Origin of the sequence: Hyphomonas sp., assembly GCF_022844445.1 — a bacterium.
Taxonomy (GTDB): Bacteria; Pseudomonadota; Alphaproteobacteria; order Caulobacterales; family Hyphomonadaceae; genus Hyphomonas.
Map to the genome: position 1 here is coordinate 59,413 of NZ_JALHLS010000015.1, position 22,626 is coordinate 82,038.

Consider the following 22,626-nt stretch of genomic DNA (forward strand, 5'->3'; position numbering starts at 1 on the left):
GTCCGCCCGGACGGCCTCGCGGTCGTGATGGAAGCCGATCATTTCTGCATGCACTGGCGCGGCGTGAAGGATGACGAGACAAAGATGATAAACAGCGTGATGCGGGGCTCCTTCCTCAAGGACCATAACCTGCGCAGCGAGTTTCTCGCGCTTTTGAATTCCAGAAAATAGGCCCCATCATGCTCGTTCGTTGCCTCTATGCCAGCCGCCCGATCGAACCGCTCACCGGTCCGTTCCTCGACACGATCCTCGAACAGTCGCGCAAGAACAATCCGGCGCTCGGAATCACCGGGCTCTTGTGCGTCTCGCGGGACCTCTTCATCCAAGTCATCGAAGGCGGGCGCGACGAAGTCTGCGAGCTGTTCAACGCGATCGTACGCGATGACAGGCACCAGCAGGTTCGCCTGTTGATCTATGAGGAAATCACCGAGCGCCAGTTCGGCAACTGGACGATGGCTCAGGTCAACATCAGCAAGCTCAATCCCGCCATGTTGCTCAAATACTTCAAGCGCGCTGAACTTGATCCGTTCAGTGCTTCGGGCAAGGCGACCCTGTCCCTGTTGTCCGACCTGCTTGCGACCGGCGCAGTGGTCTCGCACCGCGAATGAAACCCGCCAGGCCGCGTCACGGGGCGCTGCATCCCGGCACTCAGGCCTGCGCCGCACAAGGCATTGCCCCGCGAAGGCAAAATCCGAACGGGCAGGGCCTGCGACCTAGGGGCATGGCTATTCACCGGCAGTCGTTGCGCTATGCTCGCCGCCGACCCCCGAATACAGCGCAAGACCCATAGTGAAGGACGGCAATGGCGGACGACGCGGAACAGATTGAGCAGATCGCTATCGACAAGGATGCAATCCGTGCCCGCTACCGGGCCGAGCGCGACAAGCGCCTGCGCGCGGATGGCAATGACCAGTATGTCCGGATCGCCGGCGTCTTCGACCATTACCTCGACGACCCTTATACACCGGTCACGCCGCGCGCGCCGAAGACCGACCACGTTACCTTCGCCTTTGTCGGCGGCGGCTTTGCTGGCCTCGTGACAGGCGCCCGGCTAAAGGAGGCCGGGATCGAGGATGTCCGGATCATCGAGAAAGGGGGCGACTTCGGCGGCACCTGGTACTGGAACCGCTATCCCGGTGCCCAGTGCGATACAGCGTCGATGATCTACATGCCGCTGCTCGAAGAGACCGGCCACATGCCGAGCGAGAAGTATGCGCACGCCCCGGAGATCCTGGAGCAGTGCCGACGCATCGGGAACCATTACGGTCTGTACGAGAACGCGCTCTTTCACACCGTGATCGAGGATCTGTCGTGGGATGATGCCCGCCGCGTCTGGGTGATCCGGACCAATCGCGGGGACAACTTCACCGCAAAGTATATCGGCCTTGGCACAGGCCCGCTGAATACGCCGAAGCTGCCGGGCATTCCCGGCATCTCCGACTTCAAGGGCCATGCGTTCCATACCAGCCGCTGGGATTACGACTATACAGGCGGCGATCCGCGCGGCGCGCCGCTCGACAAGCTCAAGGACAAGCGCGTGGCGATTATCGGCACCGGCGCCACCGCGGTGCAGGTCGTCCCCCATCTCGCCCGCGCCGCCAAGGCTCTCTACGTCTTCCAGCGCACACCCTCCTCCATTGACGTGCGCGACAACCGGCCGATCGATCCGGACTGGTTTGCATCAATTGCAGAGCCGGGCTGGCAGCAGCGCTGGCTGGAGAATTTCACGCAGAACCAGGCCGGCATCGGCATGGCGCCTGAAGACCTCGTGCAGGATGGATGGACTGATCTCGCCAAGCGCATTCGCAACCGCATCCTGCAGCTGCCGCCCGAACAGCGCACGCCCGCGGGCATGCTGGCGGCGTATGAAGACGCCGACCATGAAAAGATGGAAGAGATCCGCCGGCGTGCCGAGACGGTTGTCAAAGACGCAGGCACCGCCGAGAAGCTGAAGGCGTGGTACCGCCAGCTCTGCAAGCGGCCCTGCTTCCACGACGCCTACCTGCAGGCGTTCAACGAGCCCGGTACGGTCCTCGTCGATACCGACGGCCGGGGCGTCGAGCGCATCACGCAGAAAGGTGTGGTCGTGGACGGCACCGAGTACGAGGTCGACTGCATCATCTATGCCTCCGGTTTCGAAGTCGGCACGCCGCTCGCGCAGCGGACCGGTTTCGATCCGAAGGGCCGCGGCGGTGTCACGCTCTCGCAGTACTGGGCTGATGGCATGCGCACCAAACACGGCATGCACGTACACGGCTTCCCGAACGCCTTCCTGGTACAGGCCACCCAGGCAGCAAACCTCATCTCCAACTATCCCCACAACCTGGTGGACGCCGCCCGGACAATCTCCCTGATCGTCAGCCATGCAGAGGCAACCGGCGCCGGCGAGGTCGAGGTCAGCAAGCCTGCCGAGGACGCATGGGTGGACCTCCTGCTTTCGGGCATGGGACTGATGATTGGTTCGCCGGACTGCACGCCCGGCTACTACAACAATGAAGGGCGCGATCCTGGTCCCCAGGCGCGCTACTTTGTCGGTTATCCGGCGGGCGCCGTCGCCTACTTCAATTACATCGAAGGCTGGCGCACGTCGGGCAAGTTCGAGGGCCTCGAGTTCCGTTGAGGCGCCCGGTGCAGGGCGTTGCGGCCCCCTGCGATTGCAGCGTCGCTGCTACATCGCCGGGACAGGGGTGGCGGCATGCCCCGGCGCTGCAGTCCCGGACGGCTTCAGGGAGCCAGTGGGGCTTGCAGGGCCTGCAGGACTGCGCCGTCGCGGCGGTAGACATCCGTGAGGTACAGCGCTCGTCCGCAGGTCCGATCGGTCACTGCGGTAAAATAGACGATGTGCACGGGTACCGGCGCGGCGAGGTCCACGCGTGTTTCAACACCGGATGCAACGGCTGCGTCCAGTCGGTCCCGGTCCCAGCCGGGCGTGGCGCGCAGCAACCATCGGGCCAGATCAAGCGGAGCCTTTACCCGGACGCAGCCTGATGAGAAAAGCCTTTGCTCGGCGTCGAAAAGCGCCTGGTCCGGCGTATCATGCAGGTAGACGCTGTGCGAATTCGGAAAAATGATCTTGACCTGCCCGAGCGCATTGTGGGGCCCGGGCGCCTGGCGCAGCGTGTAGGGAAAAGTCCGTGCGCTGATCATGTCCCAGTCGATGCTGCCCGGATCGACAGTCCTGCCGGACTTGTCGAGGACCTTGTACCCAAGCCGGGCAACGGCGCCGGGGTCGCGCCGGAACTGGGGCAGCTTGTCCTTACGCGCGATACTGTCTGGAACCTCCCACCACGGATTAAAGACAATGTATTCCACCTCGTCTGAAAAGACGGGGGTCTTCCGGTCGGTCTTTCCGAAAATTGCCGAGAATTGGGCCACGATCAGGTCGTTTTCGAACGCCGTGACGTCCTGACCGGGGATGTTCGCAAACACATATCTCGGCCCGAATTCCCGCGGCAGCCAGCGCCATCGTTCGAGGTTGACGCGCAGCGTATCGATCGCGGCGGCATATTCGGCAAGTCTGGCAGGCTCGGTTTCCAGTGTCAGCGCCGTCCGTGCGAGGGAGAGCTCTGCGCGCAGAGCGAGGTAGTCCGGATGCCGGGGCGCAAGCCCGTCAAGTGCCGCCGCCAGCGCGCCATAGCCGCTCGCGTCATTGATCCGGTCGAGCAGCGCACGCTCTGTCAGGGTCGCAGCCGCGCGCGGCGTCAGGGTTTCCGGATCAAGGCGCCCTTGCGAAAGATGCGTGGCGGCGAGCAGCCAGGCGTCGCGCAGCGCCTGTCCCTGTTCGGCCGGCCGGTTTTCAAGCGCCCGCAACCGGGAGAGCCCGTAATCCTCGGGATCAAGGCCATGGGTCGCAAGACCGGCAATTGCCGCCAGCAGGATATCGGTCTCTGCATTCACGAGGCCTTCGGGCTGCGCAGGCTCTGCGGGGGCGAGGCTGTCGCCAGCCGGGGCTGTTGCTGGGACCGGGATCTGGGGCTGCGCCGGGTAACTTTGCAGGCTGCACGCGGCCACCGCCGGAATCAGGAGGGCGGCAAGCCTGTGCCCGATCGCCGGCCAGCACCGCGCGCGCCGAACCTTCTGGGGCAGGTGAGTTTCGTTTTCGGGCGAGTGCATCAAGCTGCTTTCTAAGTCACTATCAGGCTCAGGCGCCGCCGTGTCCTGCCGGGTTGCCAGGCCCGTCCAGACGGGCGCTGCGCGCGATGTGAGCACGCGCGTCAGGCTAGCCCACGCCGAAGGGATGCACCAGACGAATGTCCGATCGCGCGGCCGCGTGCTTTTCCGGCGCGAGGCAGCAGCCCCGGGGGCCGGTTTATCCAGCGTGTCTTGTCATGGCCCCGATCGAGGTTCCGCGGCGACTGAGCCTTCCGGGCTCTCCCGCGCGTCCAGTGCCCGGCGGATGGCATCGTGCGCCGCCTTGTCCATCCGGTGCCCGGATATCAGCGCTGCGCCCGCGAGACCGAGCAGGGCAGGGGCGGCGGCAAAGCTGACCGAGAGAACGGTGAGGGCGAGGGGTGTGTTGTCGCCTGCCAGGTCAGCGCTGAAGCCGAACAGCTCCAGCGCGGTGACCGACGCGAAGACCGCGAAGGCCGAGCCGATCTTCACTGCGCCGCTGAGGAGGCCAAACATGAGGCCGCTGCGATCCACCCCGCTCGCAAGGCGCTCTTCATCTGCGAGGTCCGCCATCATGGCCCGTAGCAGTATGGGGCCGGCGCTGTAGGGAATGCCTGCCAGCGCCATCGTGATGATACCCCAGACGATGCCGGCGGGCGCGATCAGCACGGACAATTGCGCGGCAGAATATGCGACGGCGGCTATGGCCAGGGCGCGGTGCTTGCCGAGCTTCTGCCCGAGAAAGCCCCAGAGGGGCGCGCCGAAGAGGGCGCCGAGGAAATAGAGCAGCAACAAGAGGCCGGCCTCGGACCTGTCCCAGCCGCGAATGGCTTCGAAATAGAAAAAGAAAAGCGTGCCCGCAATGACGGGGCCGGTTCCGACAAGAATGTCCGCCCCGAGCAAACGCATGACCGATGGCCGGCGGGCCAGGTCGAGATATTGCCGCAGGGTCGCCGGCCGGGCGTTTGGCGGCGCAGCGGGCTCATGCACCGACAGGAGCGCCACGATGATGGCGACCGGCAGGCTGAGCACGACGAACCAGCCCATCGCCCGGACGCCTTGCCCGTAATCGAGCCCGAAGCTGGCCTTCATCAGGGGCGGCATCGCCAGCACAATTAGCATGCCCAGAACGGTGAAGCCCTGCCACCAGCCGAATACGCGCGCGCGCTGGCCGTATTCCGGCGCGATCCGCGCCGCCCAGGTGACATGTGCCATCGTTGCCATCGACTGGCCTAGAAATCCAAGGACCAGCCAGAACAGGATATAGCTTCCGCTGATACCGGGGGGCGCCATGAACAGCATCCAGACGGCGAGCACGGCAATCGGCAAGCCGGCCACGAGCCAGGGTTTGAACCGGCCGAAGCGGGTGTTCGTCCGGTCAATGAGGAACCCCAGGGTCGGGTCCAGCCAAAGATCGAACAGCCGCACGACGCCGAATGCGAGGCCGATGGCGCCCAGGCTGACACCAAGATCCCTGGCATAATAGTTGGGGAGGTAGACGACGACCGGCATGAGCATCGCTGCGACCGGAACGCACGGCAAGGCAAAGGCCGCCAGCCGCCAGGCGCCGAGCCGCCTTGAGCCATTGTTTGTTGCAGCAGCGGTGATTGTCCGTACTCCTCGTTTCGCGCACTTCAGTCTTAGCGCCTCCGCCCGCAAGCGCCATGCCTAACACAGTCTCTGGCGCCGCCCGGGTCCTGCAGCCGTCAGCGGGACGCAGGGCCAGGGGGCTTTCCTTTGCCGCGCGCCGGCGCAGTATGGTGCATCCTTACCTACGGAGCCCGATGGCCATGTTGTTCAAGATGATCCTGGACGGCGCAAAGGAAAGCGAACGCCCGATTGCAAGGGGGTTCCTCAAGCACATCCTGATGGGGATTGGTGGCGGACTCGCGTTCGGCAGCGTCGTTCTCGTCGGCCTGTTCGTGATCTTTGCCCATCTCGACCTGCATGTTCCGGTGATCTTCCTCGCGGCGGCGATGCTGCAGTTCGGCCCGATTGGCGGGCTTGTTGGCGCGGGAATCCACCTCTCGCGCATTGCTGAGCGCGCCGGGCCGGCCGATGACGATGAGCCGGATGAAGGGCCTGGCGGCGGCACGAAAGCGGCCGTGACGCTTGCGCCCGGCCGGGCGCCGCGCCCGCCGCGCCTCGCCCCTGGCCTTTCGCAGTCCTGACCTGGTCGCCCGGTCTTTGAGTGCCTCCGCTCAGCGACAATCCCGGCCGGCGGAACGTTCCTGAAGCCCCGGTTCGCGGATCCATCCGGGCTGACGCGCCGCACCTGAAACCGGGAAGGCCGATGGGCGCGACTTCCCTCGACTTAGAATACCGCGACCGGTGGTGGTAGCCGGACGGCGAGCGGGGTGAATTCAGCGCGGCCGGTATCTTTAACCGGCCCGTGTGCGTTGCCCCCTCCTGCGGCGTCGCAAGCGCCAAGTCGTTGCCAATCCTGCCAAAGGTACCCGCCAGCAGGGACGAGCGGAGACATCGCATGATGGCGAACATCGCCGGCTTGCGCGCCGTGGCTGCCGGGAGTTGCTGACACAGGTGAGCAGCGTCTCCGCCTGTCCCATTGGAGGAAAGGCGGGGCTGCGGGACAGCGCCAACAAGCGCTTGCCGGGCGTCATGGTATCCCGGGGCGCGGGCACGCCCGGATTGCCCGCAGGGTCACCGCGCTGGCTTAAGGAAAAACTGCAGCTTGCATGGCTGCCGGACTGAGAGGTCCGGACTCAGCCCTTCTTGCGGCCGAGGAGCAGGAGGACGCCGCCTAGCAAGACCGCACCGGCACCCACCCAGACGGGGATGTTGACGCGCTCCCGGTCGGCGACCGAAAATTCGACCGGCCCGACCTTGGCTTCGTGGGTTTCGCGTGTGTAACTGAACCCGCCATAGACGAGCCCGAGAACGCCCGCGACGATCAGGGCAATGGCTATGATCCTGACAGGGTTCACCGCCTTCTCTCCGCGGCAAGCATCAGACGCGGCGGTTCTGAATAATGCGGACAAGGACCACCACGATGGCCACGACCAGCAGGATATGGATCAGTCCGCCCATTGTATAGGAACTGACCAGTCCCAGCACCCAGAGCACCAGCAAAATTACCGCTATAGTGTATAACATCTCTTCCTCCTTCGAGTTCTGCGGCGTTCGGACCTGCGGTCCTCGCCGCCCGTGCGGGCAGGCGAAACAGGGATCTGGGCCGCCGCCTTTATGCAGCGGCCCAGTGTCCGCTGTCCGGATCCGGCTTAGCTGTGGTCACGGGTCAAAGCGTAGCCGAGAAGCCCGACAGCGGCGGCAGCAAGGGCTGCAGCGGAAATCGGATGCTCACGCACTTCTTCGCCTGCCTCTTTCGCCACGGCGATCGCTTGCGCCTTGAGGCTGTCGGCAAGCTTTGAGGCCGCATGGACAAAGCCGCGCGCTGATTCCGCGATCGCATCGTCGCCATGCTCACCAAGGTTTTTCGTCATTCTGCCAAGCGCGTGGACAACCACTCCATAGTCATCCGAAAGCTCAGTGATCAGTTTCTTTGCTGTGTTGCTCATGTGCGTATCTCCTTGTTGTCGCCCAGTCTGGATACGCCTCGGCGAAAACGGCGATACTGATGCAAATCAGTCTCCCGGTGAAAAGACTGTGAGACAAAGCACCGCGCCCGGAACACTTCACCAGGCCATTTGTCTTAGACAGCATACAGATCAAACAATGACGATCCGGGCGGCCTTCACCCTGCTGGTTTCGGCCGTGGCCTGCGGTTGCACTTCGACGACTTACAAAGACAAAACCGGTGACGCCCGGGTGCAGAATGCCTTCGAGCAGCCCTTGCGTGATGTCAGTTGGATGCGTGAAAATCCGCCGGAAATCCTGATCAGGGCCGCCGAAAACCCTTATGCGCGGAGTGTGCCGACCGATTGTCTTGAGGTTCTTTCCGAAATTGAAGCGCTCGACCTGGTCCTCGGGCCTGACCTTGACCGGCTCGCTGAAGAAGACAGCGAGTCCGATAGTGATGGAAATGGCATGCTGTCGGGCGCGATCGGCAGCCTGATCGGCCTTCCTTACCGCGGCGTCATCCGAAGCATCTCAGGGGCGGGAAAGCGGGAGAAGGGGCTGCGAAAAGCAATTCTCGCAGGGATGGTACGGCGCGGCTTTCTGAAGGGGCTTGTCCTTGATGCGGCTTGCAACGATCCTGAGGTGCCGTTTTCGCATCAGGCAGCGCGCCTCGCGGAAGAGGATTGATGACGGAACCAGGCCGCCGCCTGCAAAACTGCGCGGCGGAATGGCCGGCGCGCCGGGCCGGTTAGCCCCACAGGTCGCCCATGAGCGCCTGAACGCAGGGTGCAAAGCCGGGCTAGGTCCTGCGGACCGAATTGCCGCCAGATATGATCTTGCCGATCAGGATAGCCACCGCCCGGTGGGCTTCGCCCTTGGTATCGACGGCGTTCTCGTGCGTGGCAGCTGCGTCCCTGAGCACACCGAGGATATCGCTTTCGGGCAATATCTTGTGGTCGTTCAGGGCAAGAAGCAGAGACTCGCAGATTGTAAGAGCGGCCATTCCCGAATAGTAGTTCTCGTCGTTCATGTCGGATCTCTTCCGGAGTGGGTGGATATTCAGGCGCAGGGCTGCGCCTTTGACCAACGGCTCCATCACTCCCACAATCCGGCGCAGGAGGAACTGATCGAGAGCAGTTTCCGCTGAATGTTGATCGGCGGAGTTTATTTGGAATGTCATGGCGCCTTGAACTCAATTCATGAGTCACCCCTCGTCCGGAAACTCCGCGCCTTCGTCGCCTTGTCGGGGCCGGAGCTCGATGTCCTGCTTCGACTGCATCAGCGGCGCCGTACCTTTGCAGCCGGCCATGCCTTCCTGCACCAGGGCCATTCACAGCGTTCCGCTTTCATCCTGGCTTCGGGATGGGTCTGTTCCTACAAGACCCTGCCTTCGGGCTCGCGCCAGATCGTCGACTTCCAGGTACCCGGAGACTTTCTGGGATTGCGAAGCGTTCTTCTTCAGACGTCGGACCATTTTATCGAAGCAGTAACGCGGGTCGAAGTCTCGGAAGTCCTGCCGGAAGAATTGCTCGATGCATTCACGGAAACCCCGCGCCTGGCCGCTGCGGTTTTGTGGGCTGCATCGCGGGACGAAGCGATGGTGGTCGAGCACCTGATCGATATTGGCCGGCGGAGCGCCGAAGAGCGCGTCGCCCACTTCCTGCTGGAGATGGGCTTCAGGCTCTCGCTGGTTGGATTGGGTGACAAGGCGGGATATGCTTGCCCCTTGTCCCAGTTCCACCTCGCCGATGCGCTGGGCCTCAGCGCAGTGCACGTGAACCGAGTACTGCGGAAACTGCGCGAAGACGGTATGGTTACATTTCGGGGCGGGAAAGTGACCTTTGACAACTTCGAAAAGCTTGTCGCTTTCGCGGACTTTGATATGGCCTATCTCGATCAGGAAAGACCGTTGTTGAAGTAACACTGCCTCGCCGGACACCTGGCTTGGCCGAATGAGGGGCCAATCCCGTGCCCTCGGCCGGCTGACTGAATTCCAGGTTGCTATGCCGGTTCAAGGCGCCGCAGGCCGCAGCCGGCGCCCCTTCTGGCCGATGGCGGCTCAAGTCGAGGCTGTCCTGGTTGAGATTCCGGACGGGCGGCAGCGCTGGAGTGTCCCGGGGCTTCCGGGCCATTCCGGTCCTGGCATTTGAACCAATCGGAGCCGGGTGCGTTCTGAAGGGTACGCCGGGTGAACATTGTGCCCCGGCTGGCGCCTCGCCTGAAGAGGGACCTCGCGTGACGACCATGCAGATCAGCGGTACCAACAGTTCATTCAACGCCGTCTCTGGCGGCGGGAAAGCAGTTTGATGGCCGCACAGTTGCATTCAAGACAGGCGCCGGCGCGCGCGGAGCCGGGCCGCGGGGCTGCGCCCTGCCAGCACCGCTAGATGGCAAACCCAACCGGTACCGTCCACTCCAAGGCCGCCGGCGTCCCGGCGCCCCGGCCAGGCGCAGGCTGCCGGCTGGCACAGGCACATGCACCCGATGCTCCCCGATAACAGGCTGCGCCGCTGGGCTATCGCGTTGACCGGTTTCGGGGTCGTCCTGGCTGGCGTATTCGGGCTATGGCAACTCAGGCCCCAGGAAGTTGCCGTGGTGGAGATTCACCCCGGCCCTGTTGAGATCGTCCTCTCGGTCGTCGGGCGGGTCCGGCCCGTCAATCTCATTGATGTCCGCTCACAGAACACCGGCCAGATTGTCGCCCTGCTGCACGATGACGGCGATATCGTCGAACAGGGTGAGGCCCTCGCGATCATCCGCTCGGTCGTCCAGCAGGCGCAGGCTGAGGCCGGTTCTGCGCGGGAGGCGGCTGCGCGCGCCGAACTTTCAATAGCAAGGCTGGCGTTTGAAAGGACAAGCATTCTGGCTGAACGCGGTATTGCCTCCGAGGCTGCCCTCGACGAAGCGCGGGCAGAACTGAAATTCAAGCAGGCAGCTTTGGCGGCTGCGTCAGCTGAACAACGTGCTGCCTCTGCCCAGACGGGTGAGTTCACGATCCGGGCGCCGATGGACGCGACCATCCTCATGCGGCCGGTCGATGACGGCCAGGTGGTTTCGCCCGACATGACCCTGTTCCAGCTCGCTTCACGCGGCGCTGTCGAGGTGCATGCAGACGTCGATGAAGTCTACGCCGACGCCCTGAGGGCAGGGATGACGGCCCGCGCTGTTCTGTCTGGTTCCGATGAAGTTTTCGGGGCAAGCCTCTCCGAGGTCTCGCCGCGCGTTGACCCGGCGACGGGCGGACGGCTGATAAAGCTCACGCCGGACGGCTTGCTGGAGATTCCTCCTGGCCGGTCGGTCGACCTGACTATCGTCATTGAACGACTGGACTCGGCAATTTCGATACCGCGCAGCGCCGTCATCGGTGCGGCGAGCGATCCATCGGTCTATGTCGTCGACCAGAGCCGCATTGTCCGTGAACGGGCTATAGAGATACGCGACTGGCCGTCGCTGAGCGCCGTTGTCGAAAGCGGACTGGCCGATGGTGACCGGCTCGTGCTGGCGCCGGGCAATACCCGTCCAGGCACCAGGGTGCGCGCGCGCCTCGAGCCCGGCGCGTCCGGGAAGGCGGGCTAGGCCCGTGTTCACATTCACCGTCGCGCGCCGATACCTTTTCTCCAATCCAGGCCAGACCGCCCTTCTGATCTTCGGGGTCGCGCTGGGGGTAACGGCCTTTGTGTTTATCACCGCATTGATCCAGGGGCTTGCCATCCGGTTGACGGATGAGTTGACCGCCAACAGCGCGCACGTGTCGCTCGAGCCGGCTATGCGCATTGCCCGCGTGCTGCCGGGCGAAGATGCGGAAACGGCGTCTGTCGCCATCGTCTCCACATTCCAGCGCCCGCAGATCCGGCCCTGGCGTTCAACCGTGGCGCTGCTGAGTACCCAGCCCTCCGTCCTGGCGATCAGCCCGCAGATATCTGGCAGCGCGTTCGTCGTGAAAGGCGAGACTGTTGCCCCGGTTGCGGTGACGGCAATCGAGCCGTCAAACCTCGATGCGATTTCACCCATAAGTCCGAAAATAGTCAGCGGGGATGCCAACCTCGGGACGGACGGCATCCTGATCGGCGCGCGACTGGCTGAAAACCTTGGCTTGTCTGCCGGCCAACCTGTCCTGCTTCGGACAGATCGCGGAATAGACCGTTTACTGACAATCCGCGGCATTTTCCAGACCGGCGTACAAGCGCTCGACGAGCGGGTCGCTTATCTTTCCATCCAGACGGCCCGGCCGCTCTTCAGGTTGCCTGAAGGAGTGACCAATATCGAGGTCAAGCTGGTTGATCCCGGCGAGGCCCGCACGACCGCCGCTTTCCTTCAGGCAGCGACCGGCCTTCGGGCAACCGCCTGGCAGGACAAGAACGCCTACCTGGAAGGCGCACTGGTCGCGCAGGCACAGACCGGTAAGCTGATCCAGGCTTTTTCACTGATATCGGTCCTGATCGGAATCGCGAGCGCGCTTAGCCTGTCAGCCAATCGCCGCCAGGGGGAAATCGGGATCATGCGCGCTTTCGGCGTTTCAAGATCCTTCATCGCCGCGGTCTTTGTCCTGCAAGGCCTGCTGATCGGGGTCGTCGGCGCGTCGCTCGGCTGTTTCAGCGGCTTTGTGCTTTGCTTCTGGCTGGCTACGCTCACCAAGCCGGATGGAACCATGGCCTTGCCGATTGCGCCGGAAGAAGGCGGGTACGTTGCGGTATTCCTTCTGACAACGTTCGGCGCCGTGTTGGCATCGGTCATCCCGGCCAGATCGGCGGCGCGCCTCGATCCCCTCGAAGCCATTCAGCAATGAGCGCCGTCCTGGACGCCCGCGGGATCGGCATGACTTTCCGCAATGGCGACGAGATGACCGAAGTCCTGAAGGACGTCGACCTCAGCCTGGAGCCGGGTGAGCTGGCGGCGCTCCTTGGCGCTTCCGGGTCAGGCAAGTCGACGCTCCTGTCGATTGTCGGTCTTCTCCTCAAGCCAACCACCGGCTCGATCGAAATTGCAGGTCGCAGGGTCGAGGCCCTGTCCGATGCCGAGCGTGCGGTGTTCCGCAACCAGCGTCTGGGCTTCATCTTCCAGTTCCATCATCTGCTGCCGGACTTTACGGCGACCGAGAACGTCGCCTTTCCCGCTGCCGCGCCCGCGGGCGGGATCAGCGCGGCGATGCGAAGCAGGGCGCGCGACCTGCTGGCGCGCGTTGGTCTGTCTGACCGGATGGATTTTCCCGCGACACGGCTGTCCGGCGGACAGAAGCAGCGGGTCGCGATTGCGCGTGCCCTGATGAACAAGCCGGAACTCATTCTCGCCGACGAGCCGACCGGAAGCCTGGACCGTGTTGCCGCCGAACAGGTCCTTGACCTGATGCGCGAAGTCAACCTCGAGGACAAGGCCACCTTCCTCATCTGCACACATGACCTGAATGTTGCGGCGCGGTGCACGCGCCGCGTCACGTTGAAGGACGGCCGGGTCGAGCAAGTCGTGCAAGGCTGAATCGGAGCCGGGACAAGATCAGATACCAGACCACTTTTCTGCGGGTAGATCAGAAGGGGCGTTCGGATGGGCTATGTCATCCAAAAGAGACGTGATTTTTTGCACGCGGGTTCGAACTGCAAAGGAATCGGAAGTTCCGTGCCGTCTGAAGTGATCATCTCATCCGCAGCAAATTCAAAAAGCCAGTCGCCACTTTCGGCTTAAGGGCGATGGGCTCTGAACATCAGTCTCGGCAAAGCGCACGTTCGACCGACTACAGGCATCCGGCCTTCCCCCTGCCAGCCTGCCGAACTCGCCGGCTGCGGTCGCGGCCACTCTAACTGGAAGCGTCCAGTTCCTGGCGCTCGAAGACCCGCGCGCCGAGAACGGTGAGCCAGAGCGCCCCGCCGATCTCTCCAAAAGTGCCGGGGATGCCTGCATATTGTCCGATCAGGCTGTCGAAGTAGCCGCTCCAGTAAAGCGGGACGATGGCGCCCGCCAAATAGCTCCCACAGCCGAGAATAAGCGCGCCGCCGAAAAGGCGTGGGATCGCCCGAGACTTCAAGACGAGCAGTCCGTAGGGCAGCAACCAAAGCCCCCAGAATATCTCGGCGAGATTCCGTATGTCGCCGTAGCGGCGGAAATGCGCATCGACGGCTTCGGCTTGGCCCGCACCCTGAGCGATAAGGTGAAGCGCGGAGAGCTTTTCGCCGACAGCCATGAAGGCGATGGGAACGCTCACAAACACGAGCCCGACCATCGCAAACGCAAGCGTCTCTGACCAAGCATGGAAAACGCGGTGCAGCAGCACGACCAGCAGGACGAAACTGGCGTAGCAGGCGAACTCGGCAACGATCGCGTTGGTAAAGAGCAAAGGGTTCGCTGCCAGCCTTGCGAATGTACCTTCGGCGTCGCCGTCAACAGTGTACTGCCCTGGCGCGTAGGCGATGCTGAAAATTCCTGTGGCGATCAGGAACACATAGGTGACGCCGGCCCATCGTGCGTTGGTCATCGTGCGTCCTCCGGGCCGTCCTTCGGCCAGGTCAGAGCCGAGACGACGATGAAGATGCTGAGCGCCGTCTCAAGGCAGACAGTAAACTGGTAGAAGAGCGGTGATCCGAAGAATGTGGCGATGTTGACGCACGTATACGCTGCGCCAAACACGACATTGAGCCATTTGCTGTAGACGGCGGGCAGGCCCGCGGACGCAAACACCATCAACGCTGGGATCGCCATCAAAATGGCGACGCCGAGCAAGACAGCCTCTGTCGCGTCGCCCAGCGGCCCGATTTTTCCGGCCATCATCTCTTCGATATCACCCGGCAGATACAGACTGAAATAGTCGTTGTAGATGTAGAGAAACATCATCGTCACCCACAGCAACGCGAGCCGTAGGGGGCGTGGAAGTTGAAACGATTGTAGTGATCTCCTGCGTTTCTCGCTCATTCTAGACACCTGCCTGCTGATCTTGTTGGTCCATCCCGGTGCGCGGGCTCCGGTTCAAAACATGTTCATGACCCTGGCCGCCCAAACACCGAGGCGCGAAAGCGAGCTCCGGAAATTGCTGCGTGCAAGGCCATTGACCGCCGAACTGTTATTATCAATTGTCGATATGATCGAGGACCCTAGGCGTCTTTCATATGACCGCAGGTAACAAAGAACATTCGGTCTCGGCCGGCTTGGCGCGCCGCTACTTTGACTTCGCCGTCGCGCGGGGGGCGGACGCCGCCGCGCTCGCCGCGCAGGCGCAGGTCGACCCAGCCTCCTGGTCCGATCCCGACCTTCGGGCGCCGGTGCAGCAATACAAAGCGCTCGTGCGCGCCGGAAAGGCGCTTTGTGGAGAGCCGGGCCTGCCGATCTATTTCGCAGAGGCGATCGACATGGCGGAGTTCTCCGTCGTCGGTCTTCTTGCCAATGCCGCAACGACGATGAGAGAGGCGCTGAAACAGCTAAACCGGTATGGCGACCTTGCGATTGAGGTCGATGTCGGCCCCGACCCGCGCTTCGTGTACGAGATTCACGACGGCGCACCCTGGCTCGTCGACACGCGCGCTGATCCTGATGACTTTTACGAGCTTACCGAGAGCACCTTCACCCGAATGATCTGTCATCCGCGCAGTTTTCTACCGCGGTCATTCGTGCACGAAGCTTTCGTGACTTACCCGGATCCAGCGCATCGCTCGGTGTACGAGGCTGTATGGCGCTGTCCGGTCAGGTTTGGCGCGCCGCGCAACGCGCTGCGCACTGACGTGTCCCTCCAGGATTATCAGCTGCGCCCTCAGGCGGCCTACGCTTTCGGCGCGCTCAGCGAACACGCCGAGCGGCTGCTCGCGGAGCTTCGGGCGACGAAGACGGCGCGCGGGCGTGTCGAACAATTGCTGTTGCCGGTCCTCCACACAGGCGAAGCAAACATGGACGCCATCGCCGCAGCGCTCGGTCAAAGCCGGCAGACACTCTATCGCAACCTCAAAGCGGAGGGCTTCACGTTCGAACAGGTGCTCGATGACCTTCGCCGCCGCCTCGCGTTGCACTATCTCGAAGGCAAGCGGGTTTCTGTCAGCGAAACCGCTTATCTTGTCGGCTTCTCCGATCGGAGCGCATTTTCCCGGGCGTTCAAGCGCTGGACCGGCAAGCGACCAACACAGCGCGACTAAGCGCCGAAAGGGAGAACATTCAGCTTTACGGTGGCTTAGGGCCGAGTCGGCTCTGATAGCGGGTTTGGGCGTCAGGCAGGGTCACCTCAGTCCTGTCACTCTGCCGCCTCATCTCTTGTAGACCAAAGTTCGCCGGAACCGGTCATAGGCCGCCGGTCGCCGGATGACGGATTAGGGGCAAACTCTCGACTTAAATGCCGGACCAATCAGGGCTGAAGTCACGGATCTTCTGGAGACCCAAGTCGGCAGTGGGCTCTTGTTTGCCGGCTGATTTATTGCAAGTGTCGTCAATAGGGAGTGGCGCATCTTGGTTGGAACCGATCATCAGGCGGGCGACCGTGTCGAAGTCGCATCCACGTCTTCTGGCGACGCAGCCGACATCCGGCCGACAGTTCTCCAGAAAATCTTCTACAGCTTGGGGCAGGCTGCCCAGTCGGGAGGTTTCGATACGGCCGTCGGGTTCGTGTTCTTCTATTATTCTGTTGTACTCGGCCTACCAGGCACGCTGGTCGGAGCTGCACTGGCGGTGGGCCTGGCTTTCGACGCGCTCGTGGATCCCATGATCGGATCCTGGTCAGACAATATCAAATCCCGCCTCGGGCGCCGATTACCCTTGATGATCGTTGCAATTCCGCTGACCACCATCGCGGTTGGCCTACTGTTCTCGCCCCCTCCGAATCTCAGCCAACCGCTTCTCTTCGGATGGCTCGCCGTCCTGTCTGTTGCCGGACGCAGCGCGATCTCGCTCTTCCACGTGCCCTATGTCGCGCTCGGCGCGGAAATGGTCACTGACTATGCCGAACGCACAAGTGTCGTCGTCTATCGCTCGACTGCCGGGATCCTCGCGGGACTGGCGATCACCGCTCTCGGTTTCTCGGTGTTCTTCGCAGACGGCGGATTGCAGAGACCGGAGGCTTATCCAGGATTTGGCTGGTCGGCCGCGGCCATCCTTTTTGCCTGCATGACAGCATGCTGTCTCGGGCTTCTGCGCTATGCTGGGAAACTGCCACAGCCCGAACCGATCGCCCAGCCGATGGGGCGGCGGCTGCCGATCGAGGTGAAGGAGATATTCGCGAACCGCTCCTTTCGTCTGCTTTTCATCTCTGCGGTGATCACCTACCTGGCTCAGGGGCTCAACGCGACGCTGAACAGTCACGCCTTTGTGTTCGTCTGGATGCTGAAGAGCGAAAGCATCCAGTTTATCACCTATGCCTTCATTGCGGGGCTTCTGATCGGTGTTTGGGCGGCTCCGAGAATCCAGGTTCGTCTGGAAAAGAAAGACGTGGTTCTGATCGGCCTTTCGCTGCTCATCGCCAACTGGCTGGTGATCCAAGGGGCCTGGCTTCTCGGCGTCTACAGTCCGGTCGGTGAGGCGGCCTTGGTGCCCATGCAGATCAATTCCTTTGTCGCCGGAATCGGGATCGGATTTGTGAGTGTCTCGTATCCCTCGATGATGGCCGACGCGGCCGACGAACATGAGCACCTGTTCGGCCGCCGCCGGGAGGGGCTTTACTTTGCCGGGCTCGGCTTCGCGAACAAGGCCGCCGTCGGTATCGGTGTCCTCCTGGCCGGGGTTGCTCTGGACCTGATCCGGTTTCCCAGTGACATCGGCCAGACTACTGGGGCTGTGCTGTCGCAGGACGTTATGGTGGGTCTCGTGCTTGTCTGGGGGCCTTTTCCCGCCGTCATCGCGGTGGTCTCGATGCTGATCTTCGCTTCATACAATATCACCCGCGCGCGCCATTCCAAGATTGCTCTCGCGCTGCGTCCCAAGCGCCAGGCTCAAAGCGGCGATTAGACCCGTGGACGCATTCTTGTTAACGAGCTGGGGCCTGGCTCGTTTGGGCAGACTTGGCAGAAAGTTGACTATTGACGATTTAAATAATAGCAGGTGGGGCTTACGCACGGGAGAAGGCCATGAACGGTTTGAGCGATTTGAAGTCGGCAGGTGAACGCTGGACGGACGATCCGGAGGTGCACGCCCTTCGCGCCTACCTGGACGCCAATAACGGCATCCGAGGCCTCGAGGTGCTGGAGCCGGCGGACATCCGGCACGCTCTCGAACTCTTTCGCCGGGACGGCTTTGTCGTCATCGCCAATGTGCTGGATAGCGCGCAGGTCGAGATCCTCTCGAAAGGGTGCGCGGAGGTGGCCGGCGAAATTCTTGCGCTTGATGATGGACGAAAGGGCAACCGCGGTTCGCACCGCTACTCTTTTGGCGGCTCAAGCCTGACCCGCAGCCAGCTGCATCGGCCTGAATGGCAGATGCTGCTCGACATCCCGGTCGTCACGAACGTGGTGAGCGCGATATTCGGCTCGTCCGACTATGTGCTGAGATCTGCCAGCGGCGATTTCTGTCTTCCGGGCGCCGTGCAGTACCAGCCTTTGCATTCAGATGTTCGCGACTGGCATGACGGGTACTCGACGCCGTTCAGCGCCTTCTACGATCCTCGTGGTCAGCTGACGATCCGGGACCTGCCTTGCCCTTATGTTTGCGTAAACTTTTTGCCGCAGGACGTGACGCGCCTGAATGGCCCTACCCGTCAGATACCGGGAACCCAGCACGCCCGTACTCCGATCCCGACCCTCGACGGAGAGCCTGAGTGGATGAGGCTCAGCACGGTCTGCCCGGCGCCTGCCGGAGCGGTCATGATCCGTGACGTCCGGGCCTGGCATGGTGGTACGCCGAACATCTCGGATGCAATCCGGTCGATCCCCAATCTCGAATTCTACGCGCCCTGGTTTCGCGAGCCCATCGTGCCGGGCATCACCTACAGTGATTACAGAAAGCTGTCCGACCATGCCCAGCGCATTGTTCGCCACTGCGTTGCCGATTCCAGCGAGACTCTGGTAACCGGACCGACCCTGCGGGCGCCATGAGCCCGGCGGCCTGGAGTTTGTCATGAAGTACCGACCGCTTGGCCGAACGGCGCTCAAGGTGAGCGAACTCTGCCTTGGCACCATGAATTTTGGTTCAAAGGCTACCGAAGAAGACAGCTTCGCGATTCTGAACGGCGCGGTCGCCTCAGGGATCAACTTCATCGACACCGCCAATCAGTATGGCGGTGACAAGGGGGTTGGAGCGACAGAGACCATTCTGGGCAACTGGCTGGCAGAGGACCCCAGCCGGCGGGACCGGCTTGTGCTGGCCACCAAGGTCCACGAGCCGATGTCGGAGGATATCAATGACCGCGGCCTGTCGGCGCGCCACATCCAGATGGCCTGCGAAGCCAGCCTCAAGCGCCTCAGGGTCGACCATATCGACCTTTACCAAATGCACCACATCGACCGGGCCGCGCCCATGGAGGAGATCTGGCAGGCGATGGATCGGCTGATCGCTCAGGGTAAGATCACCTATGTGGGCTCCAGTAACTTCCCGGGTTGGAAGATCGCTCAAGCCAACGAGAAAGCCGCCGCCCGGAGCAGGCTTGGGCTGGTATCTGAACAGAGCCTCTACAATCTGATCGAGCGGCGGGCTGAGCTCGAGGTGATCCCGGCCTGCCTGGAATATGGTGCCGGGTTGATCGCCTGGAGCCCGCTGGCGGGCGGCCTGCTGGCGGGCCGGTCAGAGGACCAAGGCGGCCGGCGCCAGTCAGATGGGATCAAGGCCGCTGCCGCAGCGCGGTCGCAGCAGCTCGCGCGGTTCGAAGCCCTTTGCGCAGAGCTCCGGCAATCTCCCGGCGGGGTCGCCCTGGCCTGGCTCCTGCGCCAGGCGGGGGTTGCGGCCACGATCATCGGGCCGCGCAGCCTCGATCAGCTTACCTCTGTACTGCACGTCCCCGATATGCATCTGAGCGACGAGACGATCGCGGGGATTGACACCATCTTTCCGGCCTGCGGCCCTGCGCCCGAAGCCTATGCCTGGTAGGGGAGCCAGGTGTTGATGAGAGGCTGGAAGACCGGGCACGTCGATGTCTCAGACGGGCATCTCGTCTATCACCGCACCGGCGGGACGGGCTCGGCGCTTTTGCTGTCGCATGGTCTGACCGACAATGGCCTGTGCTGGCTGCGGCTAGCGGCGGCTCTGGAGCCAGAATTCGACATCGTGATGCTGGACGCCCGCGGTCACGGGGAGAGTTCGCGGATACCTGCCGGCGCTGGGCATGACCCGGCGGATGACATCGCCGAGGCGATTGACGCCTTGGGTCTGAACGCGCCGATCGTGATGGGCCATTCGGTGGGCGCGCGCGCGATCGCCGCCTACGCCAACGCGTATCCGGGCAAGGTCTCTAAGGTCATTCTTGAGGATCCCCCATTCCTGCCGCTGATCGATGCTGCGAGCGCTGCGCGGCGGAAGGACAGGTTCCGCGAACAGGTGGAGACATTCCGTACCCTGTCGGAGGGCGAGCTGATCGCAAGGGGGAAGGCCGCTTCGCCTGCCTGGCACGCGGATGACTTTCCTGCTTGGGCCGCCGCGAAGAAGCAGGTCGATCCGGAAGCCATGCCGGTGTATCATCAGCCATGGCAACAGAGCATTATGGCGATCACCGCGCCCACGCTTCTGATCCATGGCGATCCCGCTCTGGGCAGTCTGGTGACGCCAGAAATCGCTGAGCAGGCACTTTCCCTGAACCGCAATTTCAGAGCGGTCCGGGTTTGCGGCGCCGGCCACAACACCCGGCGCGAAAACTTCGCCGACTACCTGTCGGCGGTCAGGGCGTTCCTGCTCGGGCCATGACGACCGCCCCCCACGCCACGCGGTTTGGAGCATCCGAACTGCGGTGAGGTTTGCGATTCAATCGAGTTGAATGATGCGACTCATCATCAACAGGCGCGCGACAGGTCTGCCTTCGCGCAGCAGCTCCGACGAATACCAAAGTGTTTCTGTGCGGGGCGTTTCTCCAACGCAGAGCACTTCACCATTGCATGTGTAGCTTATGGCCGCGTCTATGGGGCTACTCAAAATCTGAAGCTCAATGCTTCCGTAAAACCTGACGCAGCCGAATGGCAATTCGATGAGGTGAGGCTCGACCGCACGCAGCGCGTTGATCGCAAGGTTCGCCGGCAACGTGCCTGAAGCGTAAGCGTCGATGGGGGGCTGTGTTGCCAGGCAGATCCTGCGCCAGTCGCGATTCCGGAATCATGGACGGGATTCCTTCAACGTTCCGGCCGATTTCGACAGCGCTCAGCAGGGCCCCCGACGCTGCTTGACCTGCCCCAGGTTCTTCGAGCCAGAGTCTCGTTGCGAAGTGACCGACAGAATTGGGCCAAGTCGGCTCCGATCATCAGGTTCGGCGTGCGGCTGGGTCACCTGAGTCCTGTCATTCAGTGACATTTGCAGCACTAGGCCGGAAATCGCCGGAAGGCGACATCGAACCTGAACAGCGGCGAGCCCGAAACTCGTGGCGCTTGACAACGGTTTAAGCGATGATTGGAGATTGAGCGCATGATCCTTTCAGGAAGTGAGCCCGCTTTTCTTCTGGTTCGTCATGGAGAAACCGAATGGAATAGCGCGGGTCGCTTCCAGGGAGCCAAAGATTCGCCGTTGACATCTCGTGGTCGTGAGCAAGCGCAATCGGCGGGAAGAAGGCTTGCCGCGATGTTTAGCTCTGCGGCGCCTGTTCGCGCTTACGTAAGTCCGCTTGGCCGGGCACGAGAGACCGCCTCGCTCATCTCCGAACATGTGAACCTGGACATCCAGATCGATCAGCGCATTGCCGAAGTTTCGATAGGGTGCTGGGATGGCATGTCGATGTATGAAATCGACGCGGAGTTCCCAGATGCGCTGAAGGGGAGCAGACCTCACGATTGGTATTTTCGCTCTCCCGATGGAGAAACGTTCGAAGGTGCGTACGCCCGCGTGACGGCCTGGCTGCGGGAAGCCCGCGCTCCGGCTATCGTGGTGACACATGGACTAACAGGCAAGCTAATTCGCGGCTTGTACGAGCAACTATCAAAGCAAGCCATGCTAATGCTCCCGGCGCCGCAGGACGGGTTCTACCAACTGGCAAATGGCCGCTCAGAGTTCATTCAGTCCGACTGAGTTCGGCTGTCTCCGATGAGCCAGGTAGGCTGCTATTGGCAGATGGCAGGATCGATCCAATCCTGTCATCCGGCTGCGTCCTCGCCGCCAGGCCGGACATCGCCGATTCCGGACGTTCCCTCCGCGCATAAAGTGGCCAAGCGCTCTCATTTTCCAGTTATCCGTGGACCGACGATACTGGCGCAGGTCACTCAGTCGAAAGTTTCATCGGTTACGAGTTTTTCTGTAAGATTTCCAAAGACCGCAAGCATTGCAATCAAAAATGACGCCACAAACAAGTACTGAGGACTTCGCGCTTCATCTAGCCTAACTAAAAAAAGGGTGGGGATAAAAACCAAAAACATCAAAACTCTTACTGCCATATTGTTTGATACATATTTCAACGAGGAACCACACGAGGGGCAGTTTAGCGTCGACAAATTTGCGGGCCGACGGGAAAACATCGGCAAACGCCAAGAGCACTTGGGACATTTTGCAGACATGCATTGATCTCTCAATCTCGCCGAAGGCGGTCATGCAGCATCCGGCCCTCCGTATGAAAACACCCGCTGAGGCATTCGCTTTAGCGGTCTAAACTGAGCAGAATCCGCTGGGTCGATACACGAACTTACTCAATCCTTATCGACCTCCGACCGAACATCACGGTAAATGGCAACAAGAGTGAGCCCAGACACGACGAAGCTGAAAAACAACACCAATGCCGCTGTGCTTTCTGCGTTTAGTGCACGTTCTTCGACAGCAGGCTTTGCATAGCATATCCAGCCTTCCGGGCAGTTAATCGATAGTCCGGCCGACCACCATAGCACTAAAAATGACATAACAAATGCGATGATTGCGAACATAGTTGCTATTCGAATGGGAGATTTACTGCGCTTCATTCCGATTGCTCCC

At 62.1% G+C, this 22,626-nt stretch carries 26 protein-coding genes; 16 read left to right on the plus strand and 10 right to left on the minus strand.

Features of this window, described 5'->3' with window-relative positions:
• The 3 genes from Q0C17_RS15040 to Q0C17_RS15050 all read left to right on the plus strand — a co-directional run.
• A partial coding sequence (locus tag Q0C17_RS15040) for a GTP cyclohydrolase I (protein ID WP_366914840.1) occupies positions 1-171 on the plus strand: 171 nt, incomplete at its 5' end.
• Between the two features lie 8 nt (positions 172-179).
• Positions 180-608, plus strand: coding sequence for a BLUF domain-containing protein (locus Q0C17_RS15045; protein WP_291208007.1), 429 nt, complete (start codon positions 180-182; stop codon positions 606-608).
• Positions 609-802: 194 nt separating this feature from the next.
• A complete protein-coding gene (locus Q0C17_RS15050; protein WP_291208008.1) occupies positions 803-2,620 on the plus strand; it encodes an NAD(P)/FAD-dependent oxidoreductase in 1,818 nt (605 codons plus the stop codon).
• Positions 2,621-2,724: 104 nt separating this feature from the next.
• On the opposite strand, the gene Q0C17_RS15055 is transcribed toward Q0C17_RS15050, so the two are convergent.
• Both Q0C17_RS15055 and Q0C17_RS15060 read right to left on the minus strand, forming a co-directional pair.
• Positions 2,725-4,113: a L,D-transpeptidase family protein gene (locus tag Q0C17_RS15055; RefSeq protein ID WP_291208009.1), complete on the minus strand. Its 1,389-nt coding sequence runs from the start codon at positions 4,111-4,113 to the stop codon at positions 2,725-2,727.
• 213 nt (positions 4,114-4,326) lie between these two features.
• Positions 4,327-5,667: an MFS transporter gene (locus Q0C17_RS15060; protein ID WP_366914841.1), complete on the minus strand. Its 1,341-nt coding sequence runs from the start codon at positions 5,665-5,667 to the stop codon at positions 4,327-4,329.
• Here Q0C17_RS15060 and Q0C17_RS15065 point away from each other — a divergent pair.
• On the plus strand, positions 5,621-5,782 hold the full coding sequence (locus tag Q0C17_RS15065; protein WP_291208013.1) for a hypothetical protein: 162 nt from the start codon (positions 5,621-5,623) through the stop codon (positions 5,780-5,782). The two genes, Q0C17_RS15060 and Q0C17_RS15065, sit on opposite strands and share 47 nt — an antisense overlap.
• A gap of 118 nt (positions 5,783-5,900) precedes the next feature.
• Positions 5,901-6,281 (plus strand): hypothetical protein, encoded by a 381-nt coding sequence (locus Q0C17_RS15070; RefSeq protein ID WP_291208015.1) that lies wholly within the window; start codon positions 5,901-5,903, stop codon positions 6,279-6,281.
• A 552-nt stretch (positions 6,282-6,833) separates the two neighbouring features.
• Here the strand turns inward: Q0C17_RS15070 and Q0C17_RS15075 are convergent.
• The 3 genes from Q0C17_RS15075 to Q0C17_RS15085 form a co-directional block, all read right to left on the minus strand.
• Positions 6,834-7,055: a hypothetical protein gene (locus Q0C17_RS15075; RefSeq protein WP_291208017.1), complete on the minus strand. Its 222-nt coding sequence runs from the start codon at positions 7,053-7,055 to the stop codon at positions 6,834-6,836.
• Between the two features lie 22 nt (positions 7,056-7,077).
• On the minus strand, positions 7,078-7,224 hold the full coding sequence (locus tag Q0C17_RS15080) for a lmo0937 family membrane protein (protein WP_291208019.1): 147 nt from the start codon (positions 7,222-7,224) through the stop codon (positions 7,078-7,080).
• A gap of 125 nt (positions 7,225-7,349) precedes the next feature.
• Positions 7,350-7,646: a hypothetical protein gene (locus tag Q0C17_RS15085; RefSeq protein WP_291208021.1), complete on the minus strand. Its 297-nt coding sequence runs from the start codon at positions 7,644-7,646 to the stop codon at positions 7,350-7,352.
• A 157-nt stretch (positions 7,647-7,803) separates the two neighbouring features.
• Here Q0C17_RS15085 and Q0C17_RS15090 point away from each other — a divergent pair, with 157 nt between their 5' ends.
• Positions 7,804-8,334: a hypothetical protein gene (locus tag Q0C17_RS15090; protein WP_291208023.1), complete on the plus strand. Its 531-nt coding sequence runs from the start codon at positions 7,804-7,806 to the stop codon at positions 8,332-8,334.
• A 112-nt stretch (positions 8,335-8,446) separates the two neighbouring features.
• On the opposite strand, the gene Q0C17_RS15095 is transcribed toward Q0C17_RS15090, so the two are convergent.
• Complete coding sequence (locus Q0C17_RS15095) at positions 8,447-8,677, minus strand: hypothetical protein (protein ID WP_291208025.1); 231 nt, start codon at positions 8,675-8,677, stop codon at positions 8,447-8,449.
• A 117-nt stretch (positions 8,678-8,794) separates the two neighbouring features.
• Between Q0C17_RS15095 and Q0C17_RS15100 the strand changes: the two genes are divergently transcribed.
• The 4 genes from Q0C17_RS15100 (at position 8,795) to Q0C17_RS15115 (ending at position 13,119) form a co-directional block, all read left to right on the plus strand.
• Positions 8,795-9,568 carry a Crp/Fnr family transcriptional regulator gene (locus Q0C17_RS15100; RefSeq protein ID WP_366914838.1) on the plus strand — a complete coding sequence of 258 codons (774 nt, stop codon included), beginning with the start codon at positions 8,795-8,797 and terminating at the stop codon, positions 9,566-9,568.
• Between the two features lie 671 nt (positions 9,569-10,239).
• Positions 10,240-11,223, plus strand: a complete 984-nt coding sequence (locus tag Q0C17_RS15105; protein ID WP_291208029.1) for an efflux RND transporter periplasmic adaptor subunit — start codon at positions 10,240-10,242, stop codon at positions 11,221-11,223.
• Between the two features lie 4 nt (positions 11,224-11,227).
• The gene (locus tag Q0C17_RS15110; protein WP_291208031.1) at positions 11,228-12,433 is read left to right on the plus strand and encodes an ABC transporter permease; all 1,206 of its coding nucleotides are present in this window, start codon (positions 11,228-11,230) and stop codon (positions 12,431-12,433) included.
• Positions 12,430-13,119, plus strand: a complete 690-nt coding sequence (locus Q0C17_RS15115) for an ABC transporter ATP-binding protein (RefSeq protein ID WP_291208033.1) — start codon at positions 12,430-12,432, stop codon at positions 13,117-13,119. The genes Q0C17_RS15110 and Q0C17_RS15115 overlap by 4 nt, the downstream gene beginning before the upstream one ends.
• 316 nt (positions 13,120-13,435) lie before the next feature.
• On the opposite strand, the gene Q0C17_RS15120 is transcribed toward Q0C17_RS15115, so the two are convergent.
• Together Q0C17_RS15120 and Q0C17_RS15125 are read right to left on the minus strand one after the other, a co-directional pair.
• Positions 13,436-14,110: a DUF4386 domain-containing protein gene (locus Q0C17_RS15120; protein WP_291208035.1), complete on the minus strand. Its 675-nt coding sequence runs from the start codon at positions 14,108-14,110 to the stop codon at positions 13,436-13,438.
• Positions 14,107-14,544, minus strand: a complete 438-nt coding sequence (locus tag Q0C17_RS15125) for a DUF6326 family protein (RefSeq protein WP_291208037.1) — start codon at positions 14,542-14,544, stop codon at positions 14,107-14,109. Before Q0C17_RS15125 ends, Q0C17_RS15120 begins: the two co-directional genes overlap by 4 nt.
• A 194-nt stretch (positions 14,545-14,738) precedes the next feature.
• Here Q0C17_RS15125 and Q0C17_RS15130 point away from each other — a divergent pair, with 194 nt between their 5' ends.
• The 6 genes from Q0C17_RS15130 (at position 14,739) to Q0C17_RS15155 (ending at position 21,735) form a co-directional block, all read left to right on the plus strand.
• Entirely contained in the window at positions 14,739-15,752 is a 1,014-nt protein-coding gene (locus Q0C17_RS15130) for an AraC family transcriptional regulator (RefSeq protein WP_291208039.1), read from the plus strand.
• Positions 15,753-16,059: 307 nt separating this feature from the next.
• Positions 16,060-17,550 (plus strand): MFS transporter, encoded by a 1,491-nt coding sequence (locus tag Q0C17_RS15135; protein ID WP_291208041.1) that lies wholly within the window; start codon positions 16,060-16,062, stop codon positions 17,548-17,550.
• A gap of 119 nt (positions 17,551-17,669) precedes the next feature.
• Positions 17,670-18,632: a phytanoyl-CoA dioxygenase family protein gene (locus tag Q0C17_RS15140; RefSeq protein WP_291208043.1), complete on the plus strand. Its 963-nt coding sequence runs from the start codon at positions 17,670-17,672 to the stop codon at positions 18,630-18,632.
• 22 nt (positions 18,633-18,654) lie between these two features.
• Positions 18,655-19,620, plus strand: a complete 966-nt coding sequence (locus Q0C17_RS15145; protein WP_291208045.1) for an aldo/keto reductase — start codon at positions 18,655-18,657, stop codon at positions 19,618-19,620.
• Positions 19,621-19,635: 15 nt separating this feature from the next.
• Positions 19,636-20,430: an alpha/beta hydrolase gene (locus Q0C17_RS15150; protein WP_291208074.1), complete on the plus strand. Its 795-nt coding sequence runs from the start codon at positions 19,636-19,638 to the stop codon at positions 20,428-20,430.
• A 708-nt stretch (positions 20,431-21,138) separates the two neighbouring features.
• Complete coding sequence (locus Q0C17_RS15155; protein WP_291208047.1) at positions 21,139-21,735, plus strand: histidine phosphatase family protein; 597 nt, start codon at positions 21,139-21,141, stop codon at positions 21,733-21,735.
• A gap of 306 nt (positions 21,736-22,041) precedes the next feature.
• Here Q0C17_RS15155 and Q0C17_RS15160 read toward each other — a convergent pair whose 3' ends face one another.
• Together Q0C17_RS15160 and Q0C17_RS15165 are read right to left on the minus strand one after the other, a co-directional pair.
• Positions 22,042-22,251 carry a hypothetical protein gene (locus Q0C17_RS15160; RefSeq protein ID WP_291208049.1) on the minus strand — a complete coding sequence of 70 codons (210 nt, stop codon included), beginning with the start codon at positions 22,249-22,251 and terminating at the stop codon, positions 22,042-22,044.
• A gap of 95 nt (positions 22,252-22,346) precedes the next feature.
• Complete coding sequence (locus Q0C17_RS15165; protein ID WP_291208051.1) at positions 22,347-22,613, minus strand: hypothetical protein; 267 nt, start codon at positions 22,611-22,613, stop codon at positions 22,347-22,349.
• Positions 22,614-22,626 lie beyond the last annotated feature (13 nt).